Genomic DNA, 13,660 nt, shown 5'->3' with positions numbered 1-13,660 from the left:
TTCAGTGTTTACCTGACTAGCTTGGCAATAGTCATTAGTCTAGGTGACATTATCAAGGATATGCATGCGACCATGGCGATAGAAACGATATCTTGGCCATTTATAGCTACATAAACAGCCAATAATCAAATCATATTGGCATTAATCACGTGACTTGTGGGGATATCAAAGTTATTCTACAATTATTCGTTGTTTTCTTCAGCGAATAATTTGTCTGTTAGCACCCGAAATTAAAAGGTTTTTCAATTTTTTTTACATTCAAATAGTTGTCCTATAATTTCATTATCAAGCAAACATCATTAACATTGTTCAACCTTGACGACATCATACTCACAATTAATAATGCCTTGATGCCCACTACATTTAGCCATAATCACACACTTGATTGAATAACGTGTGCTAGCTCAAAGTGCTTGCTTGGTGAACACTTTTTCAAGATGAATGGCCCTTCTCAATAAAACAGTGCAATCACAAGTTATAGCGAAGGTGATATTCATCATGAAAGCCAACATTGCGTCAAAAGCGGGTGTTAATCGCTTTTTCAGCTTTTATGGTTTCTTCCCTGTTTAACCTTAGTGAATGGGGCTGTGCTTCACTGGCTTTTCTCCTTAAGGACCCCTATTTTGATGTACATGCTTAACTATCAATACAAGTGCCCTGTTCTTCCTAGTATAACTAGTCACCCCGCCCTGTTTGGCTTCATGGTTTTGAGTGGTGGCAGCAATCAATGGTATTTGCTGTCTTACGGAGTGTGGTTATCAATTATACTAGCAGCACCCAATAATGAAATCTTTGACATTAGCATCAGCGCTCCTAGCGTCTTGATTGATCATAAAATCTAGATTAGAACCTGGGGGTAACGCCAAGGTAACCCCTTTAGCACTTCTTTTTAACTTTGTTGATCATATCGGGCAAGCCAGCTTTAACAACTTTATTGCCTTAATTAACAATCCGGCTTTATGATGATAAATTAGAACTATTACGAGCTTAGTCCCAATTATCACTAAAAAGGTTATGACTGAATAAATGTCTGGTGTCATTTTCAGTCATAACCTTTTTATTAATAGCGCAATGTCGAATAATTAAATGACGCCTGTTAAATTCTTATGAGTAATCTATTGAATCAGTTATGCTTAATTGGACGGTTATGACACCACAGTTTCATGGCTGCAATCCCACAAGTCATTAGCATGAGGACCGGTAAGTACAAGATGATATGGTAGCGGCCCTGTACTTCTAATGGTAAGGCGCTTAATGTAAAACCGTCTAATAAAAGTGCGCCCATTAGTAAATAGCGATTGAGATAATGTTGGTGCCATTGAAGTCCTAATCCAATTAAGACGCTTAACAATGCGATAATAAGCATAATCTGCCAATAAACTGTTGCACTAGTAATCAGTATTGGCGCCAAATGGAACCAACTATGGTTGAGTAGACCGGAATGATTGCTTAAATTATACAAACTCCAGTCGTAACCATAATCTTCACGAATAAAGCCCTGCATTTTTTGATTGGCAAAGGTGCCCATTTGTGGTTGGACTTGTTTGAGATTGGTTTGCAAGGCCGTTGTCATCGTTCGTGTGATACGCGGATAAGCTTGTGTTAACGTTGGTGCCGCCCGTAACTCATGGCTAATAGTTGTTTGCAAGGTTGGACTATAAGTTCCCCGGCTTTTTACATCAGTGCCAGTAGCCAAACTATAGAGCGTTTCAACCCGGCTTGGCGCTACTTTAAAGCCGTATAGCCAACTGTCAATATTCGTAGCCGTGAACAGTAATCCTAATACCACACCGCCATAGATCATTAGCTGACGATATTGATAACGGTAGTGACGGCCAACTGTAAATAATAGAATAATTGCCATTAAACTGAGCGCGATCAACCAGACTGCCATGATTGGCCTTAACATGTTAGCTACAATGGTTGCCACAATAGCTAATGCTAGGTACAGATGCCGGTCTGTAAGTGTGGTTGTTGGTAATGGGACTAATGCGCGTGTCAATGCATACATCATGAGTAGGATACTTGTTAGAAAGAACGGTTCACCACCATTTAGTAAAGTGCCATACAGCCAATAAGCTGGGATCCAATAAAAAATAAGTGCCGTCATAATCCCCAGTTGGCGCGAAAGCCATCGGGCGACCAGCCAGTAGATTAGGACCATATCTACTAAGGTACACTCAATGTTGATCAATTGACTGACGAAAAAATTAGAACCGCCAAATGCTGCTGCTAAGCTGTAGCCGTTCGCAATATTTAAGGCGTGTGGGAAGACGACATAGTTGCCAATGGTGCCCTGATGTAAAAGCTGCGTCCAAGTGAGCCCCTGGGCGCTAAAGACGGCTAACGTGTGGTAATTCCAAAAGTCTGAGGTGGGATTGATTTTTAACCCAATAACCAGTGGGAATTTCAGGAGTGTTAGTCCAAACAGTGTTGCGACTAACCAACTTGTTTGGTGACGACTTAACCACCAACTACCGAAGCCAATCGTGGTCCCAATGAACAATACGAATAGTATGGCACCCATCCAGGCATTGATTGAGAGATGAAGTTGTAAACTGATTTGCCAATCGGCCATAATCATCCACCCAAGTAGCCCCGCCGCAACCGTTAGAATAATGGTCTGAAATATCTTATAGTACCACTTCATAGAAATTCACCCTTATCTTAATATGAGCGTTTTAAATCAGAATCAGTGTATTGCGTTGCCCGGGTAGTACCATGACGGGTTTTAGCCCACGTTGTGTGTCCACGCAATTGTCGATAAATGGCAACGTATGGTGTCAAACTAATAATCAATAAAAATGCTTGAAAACTCAGACTTTGCTTGATAGCAGTCATGAATCGAACGGGTTGTTTAACAGTAGTACAGTTCCGTTGATATAGTGCCGCCAAAACAAGGCAAGCAATCAAAGCAATCGCTAACAGCGTCCCAATGACGAGATGATGCCACCCTGATTGCCAATGTTGCACGCTACGGCTTACAAGAACAATTAGGGTGGTGAGACTGGTGAGTGGGACAACACAGCCACTGATGGGCATCAGAATCCAAAAAGTCGTATCTAACTTTTGAAAGTGGTTTAATCGTCCTGAATGCCATAGTGCTGGTAAATAACGCATACACTGAACTGCCCCTTGACACCAGCGCACTCGCTGGCGAAAAAATGGTCGTAGTTGTTCGATAGCTTCTTGTTGCACAACTAATGTATGATCAAAGGTGGTTCGTGTCCCACCAAGCAACCAGGTGCGCAAGGTAAACTCAAGATCCTCTAGTAAGCTATTCCCCCATGGATTTTTCAAAGCTAAATCTAAGCGAACAAACTGACCATTCCCCGACGCGATCCCTTGACCGAGCCGATTACGCAGTTGCTGAGTAGCGTTATTAACCCCCATAAACTCAAAGTTTTGCATTTTAGTGAGCCAATTGGATTGATTATAAATACTGACACTAGTCTGAAGCATTGCTAACTGCGGTTCTTGTTCAAATCGTGCAAGTACGCGTATCAAATCAGTGGCGGTCATAAAAGCATCTGCGTCCAGGACGCCAATGACTGCTTGATGCGTGTCAGCGGTTGTCGCCAGTGTCTTATGAATATACTGGACAGCAGTGTTTAAAACGGCTCCCTTACCGACGCGTTGATTACCAGCGCGATGTAGGATTTGTAAGTATGGTGAGGATGACTGGGTCAGCATTAACAGGCTATGGTCCGTGGAATCATCATCGACAGCAATGATTTGCGCTCGAATTGTCGATGGCAATTGTGCAAGAGATTTTGAAAGTCGTGCAATGGTTTTAGTAATCACTTGTTCTTCATTGAGAACTGGAATGACCAGAAATAATTCGTACGGTGTTGGCCCCTTCTCGTACGTTTGAGTGGGTTCTCGGTAGTGATTAATTAACAATAGATTAATAATAAAATATAAGTAAAAAACGACTGAAATCATAATTGAAACTCTAATTATTATCATCATAACTCCCCCAAATAAACTTATTAAGTGGTTATTATACGCATACTGTTTTAAAATACCCATTACTTATATTTTGAAAGCATAGTGAACAAATCATGGCCTGCATTTACCCTTTCTTTATCAGAAGTTTACAATTATTCGATAGTTAGCATACGATGTAGATTGTTAAAATAACATTATTCAATAATAAGGATGGCGTATATTCATGAAAAAATCGACCTGGGGATTATTGGGATTATTAATTGGTCAACCAGTGCTGGTCTATCTCGGACAATCAGCGTTACTGCCGGCTATTCCAAGTCACTATGGCTGGTTGGGCGCCGTCGCCTATACTAGTGATCCCCACCATTACTTTGCGATGCTGGAGAGCGCGCTTATTCCGGCAGTATTGCTGGCAATCATGCCACTAAATCAGCGTTTACCGCCGTTGTTATGGCTGACCATTTTCAGGACTGATTTTAGCTGGTGGCTATTCGGGATGAATTGGTTCATTTTGATTAGTTTATTTGTCCGGGCTACTTGGTTGGATTGGGGAAGCATGACCTGGATACTCGTTGGCTTGATTGTATTCCTGTCCAAATTAGCAGGCTTGATCGCAACGAATTATCGAAGCTGACGTTTGATAACACAAAAAATACTGGCAGGCAGTCTGCACAGTATTTTTTGTGTTGGTAAATTTATTCACTTATCGATCATGATGTAATAGTGGCGTCAACATGTCAATAATTCCCACCGACGCACTTGGAAAAGCAAAAATTTTATGACTTAATTCGTTAGCTGATACATGGTCAGTAATGAGCATCGTCAGTAAATTAATTAAGTCAGGTGCACCATTACCGTATATGGCAGCTCCAACTAAGTAGTTGGCCTGGTCAAAAACCAATTGTAAGTCCGCGTCAACCTCATTCTGATATTGGAAAGCTAATAGCTTGCCGTATGGTAATTCCTGAACATGAAAATGCTCAGTATCACTCTTGGCAGTTTCAACACTGATACCGACTTGCGCGATTCTTGGTAACGTGAAGACAACTGATGGAATCACCGGATAATCGATGGCAGCCGTATTTCCAAGTAATTGAGCTGCAATGTAGTTTGATTCAAACGTTGCGGTCGGTGTTAATTTAGGTAACCTCTTGCTAATCACATCACCACTTGCGTAAATGTTAGAAACAGTCGTCCGTAGATGGTCGTCTACGATGATACCATGACGATCAGTCTCAATACCGACTGTCGTTAGCCCTAAATGCTCAATGTTAGGAATGCGACCCGTCGCTGCAATGATATCATCACTTACAATTGACAGCCCACTCTTAGTAGTTGCTAATAACCCCGTCGCTGTTTGAGTAACTCGACTAAGCGCTTCACCAAAGTGGAAATGAACCCCGGCAGCTTGCAGATGTGCCATTATCTTTTCAACGTGTTTTGAATAGAAAGCTGGTAGTGCTCGGTCAGCAAACTCAATAATATGCACTTCTGATCCTAGTAGCACTGCCATGTTAGCAAATTCTAGTGAAATAATTCCCGCGCCGATCAAGGTCAAGCGTTTAGGCATGGTTGGAAGATCAAGAAAATCACGGCTGTCGTGCATGAGGTCGGCACCCGGAATCGCTAATTTAGCCGGTCGCTGACCGGTTCCAATGACGATGTTGTCAGCCGTATATTTGGTAGTATCAACTTGAACGGTATGCGTATCAGTTAGTTCACCATGACCGGTAATAATTGTAATACCTAATTGTTTGAATATCGCCGTCATTTGCATGGCTAAGGGCTGAATGATTTGCTGCTTATAAGCCATCAGCTGTGCCCAATCGATGGTTGGAGATGTGTTAACGCCAATCCCCTGATATTGTTTGAGTTGTTCAGTCAACTCGAAAGGTCCGTCCAACAGGATCTTAGCATCGCAACCAAAGTTAGTGCATGTTCCGGCAATCGTATCCTCTTCGATAATTGCCACATTTTGTTGTGCTTGAGCTAGTGTCACTGCTGCGTGCCATGTCGCGTGACCACTACCGATAAAAATTGTGTCATAATCTGCCATATAAAGATCCTCCTAAAATTTCTGCATTTCAATCGTGCACGACTGAAATAGCCAATAAAAAGGCCCGCTTAGGCCAAATCTTGTGACAATGTCGTCACTATTTTCTGGTTTAATGCCAACGCTTGCTGATATTCATCAACTGTTAAGTGATAATGACCAATACAAGTCGCAATCGCCGTTTCAATCGCTGCTTGTTGTTGCTTCCCTTGAGTCGTAAGGTGAATGACTAGCTGGCGACGATCCGTTACTGGTCGTTCCCGCTGCAGCCACCCTGCGTCCTCCATGCGCCGTAACAGTGGTGTTAAGGTATTGCTATTCAAGCGTAGGACCTGACCTAACTCATGCAATGACTGGTCATCATGTTCCCATAACGCCATTAAAACGAGATACTGCGCATATGTCAGCTTAAACGGTGCTAATGCCTCGACATAAAATTTGTTAAACAGCCGATTGGCATTGTAAATGCTAAAACAGAGCTGATTAGCCAAGTCGATTTCTGGTGTCATAAACATACTCCTTTTAATCGTGTACGATTGATTAACAGTATAAGCCCCCTGCAGAGTAAAAGCAAAGGTTTTTAGTGGGGTGGCACGTCAAATTAGAAAAATCAAACTAATCTTATTAGTGCTTACTTGCCCATCTAGCCAATCAGGTACTATCGTTAAAACTAATTTTTAGTCAACGATTTAATCATTAATAAATCAGTTTGCCGATCGTCTCCCATTACAAAGTCATGTGCCCCAAATTGTTTAAACCCCCATTTCGTATAGAAGGCCTTTGCTGGTTCATTATGTTCCCAAACGCCGAGCCAAATTTTTTGTTTCTCAGCGGCTTGAGCAATTTGAATAGCCTGTGCCATGAATTGATTGCCAAGTCCTTGATGTTGAAAGGCCTGTCGGATATAAATACGTTCGACTTCTAAGGTGTCTGGTCCCATTGCTTCTGATTGGGCTTGTCCAGTGTTTAATTTTAAGTATCCTAGTGACTCCCCTGAACGTTCAACAAAATAGAATTGAGATTCAGGTTCTGCTAACTCAGCTACTAACTTGGGAACGTTATAAGCGTCCTGTAAGTATGCCGCCATATTTTCAGCCGTATTTTGGCTTCCAAATGTATCCTTGAATGTTTCAATGCTAATCTGTTGTAATTGAGTGACGTCAGCAGTTGTTAACCGTCGAGTCATAATTTGTGCCATGATTAATTCCTCCTACTAGTAATCAAAAAACAGCCAATCACATTATCAGCATCTTCAAAGCGCTGATAGTGCCACTGACTGTTCCAGTTTATCATATTATTTGGCCTTTTTACCCCAGTCAGGAATAATCTTGCCATCTTCACTAATGGCTAAACCATCAGTATTTTCTAATTCAGCTGCATCTGGATCTACAAAATCATTTTCAAGCGCATCTACAAAACGAGCCGTAGACTTGCCATCTAAATCGTCAAAGAAGAAGTTTACGAAGCCATCTAATTTAGCTTGGTCGACCTGCGGATGCTGTAGCTGATTGATCAACTCACCCGTATTTTCAGCCAAACTACCTGGAATAAAGTCAAAGTAGTTAAAGTAGAAACTCCGGGATTGCATGTAATCAGCCAAATCAGGCGCAAAGAAAATCATTGGCCGATTCAGTAATGCGTATTCGAAACATACTGACGAATAATCGGTAATTAATTGATCGGCAACAAGTAGCAAATCGTTGATTTCCCGATAATCAGAAACATCGTAATAGAAGTTTGAATATTCATACGGTAAGGTCGGTTTATTCTGCACAAACGGATGAATCTTCAATAAAAAGACGTAATCTTCGTGCAGAGCTTCATAGATTTCTTTGAAATTTAACATTTCAAATGGGTAGTACGCCGACTGTTGTCCATTACCACGGAAGGTTGGCGCAAAGAGAATAACCTTTTTACCTTTAATAAATGGTAAATCATTCTCTAATCGTTCCCGAATAGCTTGTTTCTTAGGTTCGTCAAAGAAGATATCAGTTCGAGGAATACCCAACGGTTGAACTTTATCCGGGGCAATTCCAAATCCTTCTGCGTACTTATCCGCAATATTGTGAGAAGAAACTAAGGCTTTAGTATAGTTGCGATGATTCAAAGATTGAATCTTGGGACCACCGGGCATCCCTAAGCGACTGTAACCAAACGTTTTAAAGGCCCCTACAGCGTGCCAAACTTGAATCAAATCCGCATTTTCGCGAATATGCAATGGATAAACTAACGGGTAAAAGTCATCTAAAATGACATAGCGACTAGTTGCCAAGGCTTTGGCTAACGTCCGGACCTCTTTCCAAGACTTTTTAGTTTTAATACTTGGTTTTAAATAAAATGAAATTTTAAAATCAGTGTTGCGGCGTTTTAGTTCCTGATAAATAAACTCAAAATTACCAGAAATAGTGACCCGACTATCGGAAACAAATGAAATTTGTTTCTTATGAATCGGTTGCAGACAATACCAGCGATACCACACTTTTAAGGCACGGCGTTTAATAGCCCGCATAGCGGCACTGTCTAAGCCAACATCTTCAGTGAATTCATTTTCAAGCGGGTTAACATCGCTCAGCTTGTATGACGTCACTTTTAATGCTTGGGCAGCCAAATTGTAGCGGAAAATTAAACTGTATGATTTGTTACTCTTAGCTGAATAACTGGTCATTTTGGTCGTATAATTTAAATCCTGCTGAGTATCGGCAACTTGACCGATGGTTGTCCGACGAATTAGCCAACCGTTGCCTAGATATTGTTTTAACTGGATCTTGATTTCATAGGTTCCTGGTATTAGTGGTTTACCATTGCTAAGTGTTGAGAAGTTAACATCACCATGATATCCTGCGTAAGGAAAATCTGTATTTTCACTGTGAGTATTAATTAACGGAATTTCAAGTTCTTCGCCCATATCATTAGTTAATACAAGGCTTTTGATAATCCGCTCAGTATCTTGCTCTGGATAGTTTTCAAACCAAGCAGTTCCCTCAATGACTAAATAAGAACTATTGAATGCTAATTTAGTAACTTGGCGCTTGATTAATGATTCAGCATCCTTTTCAATTCGTAATGTATTCAAAAAAGCAATATTTTCGTTGGCGGTGGGTGTGTCAGATATAGCTTCGGTATCAGTGTATTGAGGTTGTTTGCGTCCATATATGATTCGGCGTGCAATTCGTTTTAATCGTTGTATCATTTATTATTCTCCCTTGTTAATTTTTTAACAAATTGAACAACCCGTCCGGTGTTACGGCCATCTTGATGTGGAAATGTCTTTTGTTTTAAGTGGCGTACATAGGACAAATCCATGTGATCCAATTTATTATTAATATAATTTACAACCTGAGTAGCTTGGTTAAAATAAGGTGCTTTTAAATATTGATAGTAATCGACGTAAAATCCAGAAGTTTGCATGTAAGTATCATAATCGGGCGTATAAAGTAAAATAGGCCGTTCAAAATAACTGAACGTCAACGATAATGATGAATAATCAGTAATAAATAAATCAACAGTTGGCATTAGTGTCTTAACTTTCTCCGCATCTTGAAAAATATGAACATTTTTTGGTAGGGCCATGGCCGTAAGTTTTAAATATGGGTGTAGTGAAATATAAATTTCCCATTGGCCGGTTAACTGTTGACAAGCATCAATCATATTCTTAACATAATTCATAACTTGTTGTTTACCTTGGGCGCCAGGCCGATAAGTAGGTGAATATAAAATACGGCGAACAGCAGAATTGCACTGTGGCAGGCGGTTGAGCAAATCATCGACCATTGGGGAACCGATTGCCAAGACATGGGCTTCATCAATGGCCATGGCGTCCAAATATGCCCGCTGATCCGTTTTAGCATTAATCAAGACCCAATCATAGTTCGTGTGTGGCCGCATAACGCTTTGATTAGCATCTGGTAAACTTAATCCAAATTTTTTTAAGGACCCAATTGCATGCCATAATTGTACCACTTGATTGTCCTCGTGCTTGTGAATTGCATATAGCGGAAAAAAGTAATCATCAATGACAAACACATCAGATCTCGCAATTAGGTACAGTGCTTTAATTGAGGCGAGTAAGAATCCTAATTTACCAGAAAACGTACGGTCATAATGATAGCAAAATATCTTAATCTGATTAATATCAGTCATCAATAGCCCCTGATGGAGAGCTTTTAAATTATCATTTAATTGGTCGCTACGCATTGTTGCTAACGTAATGCGCCCTTTTTTAGGTCCAAACATTTTATAAAATGTTTGATAGAGAAAATTAAAGCTCGTGTGTAGTAACACGAGCTTTAAAGTCTTTAAACGTCCCATTCCATCACCTCCTTGCCCCAATAGTTAGTTACGGCGCCATCAAAAAAGTTAGTGATATCTTGAATAGTGCTGACCTTTTTGACAACACCAACTAAATTCTGTAAGCGTTCACGAGTGACTGAACTAGAAGACAGAATCTTAATGGCTCGCTTGAAATCTTCTCGGCTACTACGACTAACCCCCCGCAATGTCAGCCCTTCTGCAAGAACTGAACGAGTATCAATACCAACAGGATTCTCGGAGACTCCCATAAGAATAGCGGTTCCCATTGGCTGAATATGTTGGATAATTTGCTGAATAGCAGTTTCACTGCCTTGTCCGCCTGTGCATTCCAACGCCTGACTAACTTTAATATCGGGAGAAATATCATCGACAAGATAAGTTTTGTCAGCAAATGAAAAATAATCTAATTTAGACTGATGTCGACCGAACACTAACAATTGACTGTCAGGGAAAATTTGTTTGACAAGTGTGGCCGTGATATAGCCGAGATTTCCGTCTCCCCAGATACCGATAATTCGTTTATCATCATCCATAGTGTTTTCCAGCTTTGTCAGTGCCTGAACGCCAACGGAAATCATTTCAATAAAGGCAGACATATGCTGGTCAAAATCGGTTGGGACAACTACTGCTCGATCTCGCCGTAAACAAACGTATTCTTGCATAAATCCGTCATAGCCACTTGAACGGAACTTGGATGAGGGTAGATAATTTTCTTGAATAATCGAATCTTTTGTAACTGGAGTGTTCGGTACCATTGCAACCAATGTTCCTGCTTTAAATACATTTTGTGGGTCAAACACGACTTCACCCACGGCTTCATGGATCAGTGCCATTGGAAGTTTGGCACGTAATGCAGTTTGTGAACGTTGGCCAAAAAAGTAACGAGTGTCTGCATGACAGATTGATAAGAACTTAGGACGCACAATGATGTCGTCAGTACCGATTTTTTCTGCAACTGTCTCAACCTCAAATTGGCGAGGGCGGATTAAGCGATAAACTTGATTTAACATCTTATGACCTCTCCTCTACTAAAGCTGATGCAACTCGTAAATCAAACGGTGTTGTAATCTTAAAATTGTAATTTTCACCAAGTACTAAACTAATTGATTGCCCCGCTAAAGAGCAAATTTTGCACGAGTCAGACAGCGTTTCTTTTTGTGTGGTACTGAGTGCTTGGTATGAATCAATTAATGTCTGAATATGGAAGCTTTGTGGTGTTTGGCCCTGATACATTTCTGAGCGTACGGGAATATCAATAACTTGTTTGTCAGTACCCCGGACGATTGTATCAATTGCCGGTACTACAGTGTCGACTGCTTTATGTGTTAAGACAGCTTCAATATTGTCATTGATTATCCGTTGTGTTATAAATGGCCGAACTGCATCATGTGTTACAACAACATCATCATCATGAATCCCGTATTGTTTCTGAATATATGCAATTCCGCTCATCAAAGTCTCGTTTCGGTCGGATCCACCAGTAACAATCCGTACTCGGTCATCGGTAATGTACTTTTTGATTAAGTCTTCAGTATGGCTAATCCAGTCAACCGGACAGACAACTAAAATAGCATCGAAACGACTTTCTAGTGTAAATTTTTCAATTGTATGAATCAAGATTGGTTTATCTGCTAATAATAGGAATTGCTTAGGCATTGGGACGTTCCCCATTCGGGTACCCTTACCACCAGCTAAAATTTGAGCATAAATCATATTTGCATAACTCCATTCATTATTTAAATTATGAGGATAATGATAAATAAGAATTTTATGTTTTTTGTGAATAAATATGACAAAATTGTGATGATGTTGGTAAGAATTTTGTTTTTATTATTTAAGTTAAAGTAAACCTGTACTATTATTTTAATAATTCTACTTTATCATACCTATAAATCCTCCAAGTTGATGCGATTAAACATACCTTTTCCCACCGTTTGTGTCCATTAATTGGTATACTAAGCCTAGAAAACTAACGAAATGGTTGTGATTATTTTTGACTCGTTTACGACACTCCGGATTAGACTTCTCCGTAGCTACGCTTAATTTTTTGGCTAACGTGGGAATCGTCTTGCCCTACGTTTTGATTCTCTTCAAGTACCAACAAACACACAATACCAACTACTTAGCTGCAATCGTTGTCTTCTATGTTGCGCGTGCTGCTAGTGTTTTTAGCACCAAACACTTAAATCTCAAAGCTAGTAGTTACTTGTTAATTTGCCTCTGGTTGGGTGCGCTCGGTAGTTTGCTGTTTAGTTTGACTACTAATCTAGTAATTGTACTAATGGGGGCTTTATGTTTAGGCTACACATCCGCCAACATTTGGCCCTACTACCTTACCATCAAACTGCACTTATCAGCACAGACTGATTTCAAGTTAAAGAAGTTCTATTGGTTAATCTTTTTAGCACTTGGCATTTTGTTTGGCTTGGATTTTGCTTTAAATTGGGGTTATCGACTTGCCTTTGTTCTATTGGCGTTATTATTCGTTATTGCGCTACCTGCTGGGCACTTGCTTAGTCAGTTCTCACTGGCATTTTATACTGACCACAACATTGCTCAAGTACGGCCAATCAAGCCATGGCGTGTCATAGTATTCATCGTGTTTTTTGCAGCAATCGGCTTACTGACTCTCTTACGAAAGGCCACGTTGCAAATTGCATTACCAGCAGTACTGGGCATTATTGTTGTTGCCATTGTCTTACTGAATCTTGAGTTAGCCGCGGATTGGCAAGCAATGCCGGCCAATAAGTTACGCATCGTCAATCGCGGTTTTCTACTCAGCTTTGTCTTACTTTTTAATAGCTTCTTCGGCGTCTTTATCTTTGGCAAAATGGGCATGTACCTTGTCTTCGCCATTTACCTACTCGGTTTTGAAACAGGCCGCCCGTTATATCAATTGCTAGGACAGCATGATTCACAGCGAGCAACAATTATGGCACGCGGTGGTCTGATCTTAGGACACCTCCTAGTCGTAACCGCTCAGCCAAGTCTTTACGTTATTGGGTTACTATTGATCTCACTATACGTTGGCTTTGAAAATCCAGCCATCAATACTAGTGTCTATGCGACTGAAATTGATGATCCGGATCTGGCTATCATCCATAAATACCGATTTTCAACGTATGGTGGCCTACTTTGTCAGCTATGCTTCTTCGGGTTACTAGTTATCATTAGCCGCTTTAAACAACTAGCTTTATTGAACTTTTTTGCCCCGACTTCAGCCGCTTTGAAAACGACCTACCTAATGGGTATGGTATGGCCATTAACAGCCATTTCACTCATTATTTCATTAATCACACTCTACGGGCAGCGCTATTTTACTAAGGCGCATCCGCAATCTTGATC

At 40.6% G+C, this 13,660-nt stretch carries 11 protein-coding genes; 2 read left to right on the top strand and 9 right to left on the bottom strand.

The window, feature by feature from the left end; genetic code table 11:
- Window positions 1-1,123: 1,123 nt before the first annotated feature.
- A complete protein-coding gene (locus tag LP667_RS07570) occupies window positions 1,124-2,656 on the bottom strand; it encodes a hypothetical protein (protein WP_050584267.1) in 1,533 nt (510 codons plus the stop codon).
- Between the two features lie 11 nt (window positions 2,657-2,667).
- A complete protein-coding gene (locus tag LP667_RS07565) occupies window positions 2,668-3,972 on the bottom strand; it encodes a glycosyltransferase family 2 protein (RefSeq protein ID WP_033609455.1) in 1,305 nt (434 codons plus the stop codon).
- A 202-nt stretch (window positions 3,973-4,174) separates the two neighbouring features.
- Here LP667_RS07565 and LP667_RS07560 point away from each other — a divergent pair, with 202 nt between their 5' ends.
- Window positions 4,175-4,585 (top strand): hypothetical protein, encoded by a 411-nt coding sequence (locus tag LP667_RS07560; protein WP_021731547.1) that lies wholly within the window; start codon window positions 4,175-4,177, stop codon window positions 4,583-4,585.
- 69 nt (window positions 4,586-4,654) lie between these two features.
- On the opposite strand, the gene LP667_RS07555 is transcribed toward LP667_RS07560, so the two are convergent.
- The 7 genes from LP667_RS07555 to LP667_RS07525 form a co-directional block, all read right to left on the bottom strand.
- Window positions 4,655-6,007, bottom strand: coding sequence for a dihydrolipoyl dehydrogenase family protein (locus tag LP667_RS07555; protein WP_021731546.1), 1,353 nt, complete (start codon window positions 6,005-6,007; stop codon window positions 4,655-4,657).
- A 68-nt stretch (window positions 6,008-6,075) separates the two neighbouring features.
- Window positions 6,076-6,513 (bottom strand): MarR family winged helix-turn-helix transcriptional regulator, encoded by a 438-nt coding sequence (locus LP667_RS07550; protein ID WP_056988290.1) that lies wholly within the window; start codon window positions 6,511-6,513, stop codon window positions 6,076-6,078.
- Window positions 6,514-6,674: 161 nt separating this feature from the next.
- Complete coding sequence (locus LP667_RS07545; RefSeq protein WP_021731544.1) at window positions 6,675-7,202, bottom strand: GNAT family N-acetyltransferase; 528 nt, start codon at window positions 7,200-7,202, stop codon at window positions 6,675-6,677.
- A gap of 96 nt (window positions 7,203-7,298) precedes the next feature.
- Window positions 7,299-9,194: a CDP-glycerol glycerophosphotransferase family protein gene (locus LP667_RS07540; protein WP_021731543.1), complete on the bottom strand. Its 1,896-nt coding sequence runs from the start codon at window positions 9,192-9,194 to the stop codon at window positions 7,299-7,301.
- Complete coding sequence (locus LP667_RS07535; RefSeq protein ID WP_021731542.1) at window positions 9,191-10,312, bottom strand: CDP-glycerol glycerophosphotransferase family protein; 1,122 nt, start codon at window positions 10,310-10,312, stop codon at window positions 9,191-9,193. The genes LP667_RS07540 and LP667_RS07535 overlap by 4 nt, the downstream gene beginning before the upstream one ends.
- Complete coding sequence (locus LP667_RS07530) at window positions 10,300-11,325, bottom strand: ribitol-5-phosphate dehydrogenase (RefSeq protein ID WP_021731541.1); 1,026 nt, start codon at window positions 11,323-11,325, stop codon at window positions 10,300-10,302. The genes LP667_RS07535 and LP667_RS07530 overlap by 13 nt, the downstream gene beginning before the upstream one ends.
- 1 nt (window position 11,326) lies before the next feature.
- Window positions 11,327-12,028, bottom strand: a complete 702-nt coding sequence (locus LP667_RS07525) for an IspD/TarI family cytidylyltransferase (RefSeq protein ID WP_021731540.1) — start codon at window positions 12,026-12,028, stop codon at window positions 11,327-11,329.
- Window positions 12,029-12,308: 280 nt separating this feature from the next.
- Between LP667_RS07525 and LP667_RS07520 the strand changes: the two genes are divergently transcribed.
- Complete coding sequence (locus LP667_RS07520; RefSeq protein ID WP_033609454.1) at window positions 12,309-13,658, top strand: hypothetical protein; 1,350 nt, start codon at window positions 12,309-12,311, stop codon at window positions 13,656-13,658.
- Window positions 13,659-13,660 lie beyond the last annotated feature (2 nt).

This window comes from Lactiplantibacillus paraplantarum (assembly GCF_003641145.1).
In the GTDB taxonomy this organism is placed as follows: Bacteria; Bacillota; Bacilli; order Lactobacillales; family Lactobacillaceae; genus Lactiplantibacillus; species Lactiplantibacillus paraplantarum.
Note: the sequence above shows the minus strand (reverse complement) of the source record. Positions and strands in the feature narration are given on the sequence as shown.

What these genes read in the sequence shown, in the direction of transcription:
- LP667_RS07535 (WP_021731542.1), bottom strand. Translation starts at nt 10,312, where the DNA reads ATGGGACGTTTAAAGACTTTAAAGCTCGTGTTACTACACACGAGCTTT.
- LP667_RS07555 (WP_021731546.1), bottom strand. Translation starts at nt 6,007, where the DNA reads ATGGCAGATTATGACACAATTTTTATCGGTAGTGGTCACGCGACATGG.
- LP667_RS07530 (WP_021731541.1), bottom strand. Translation starts at nt 11,325, where the DNA reads ATGTTAAATCAAGTTTATCGCTTAATCCGCCCTCGCCAATTTGAGGTT.
- LP667_RS07565 (WP_033609455.1), bottom strand. Translation starts at nt 3,972, where the DNA reads ATGATGATAATAATTAGAGTTTCAATTATGATTTCAGTCGTTTTTTAC.
- LP667_RS07550 (WP_056988290.1), bottom strand. Translation starts at nt 6,513, where the DNA reads ATGACACCAGAAATCGACTTGGCTAATCAGCTCTGTTTTAGCATTTAC.
- LP667_RS07540 (WP_021731543.1), bottom strand. Translation starts at nt 9,194, where the DNA reads ATGATACAACGATTAAAACGAATTGCACGCCGAATCATATATGGACGC.
- LP667_RS07545 (WP_021731544.1), bottom strand. Translation starts at nt 7,202, where the DNA reads ATGGCACAAATTATGACTCGACGGTTAACAACTGCTGACGTCACTCAA.
- LP667_RS07525 (WP_021731540.1), bottom strand. Translation starts at nt 12,028, where the DNA reads ATGATTTATGCTCAAATTTTAGCTGGTGGTAAGGGTACCCGAATGGGG.
- LP667_RS07560 (WP_021731547.1), top strand. Translation starts at nt 4,175, where the DNA reads ATGAAAAAATCGACCTGGGGATTATTGGGATTATTAATTGGTCAACCA.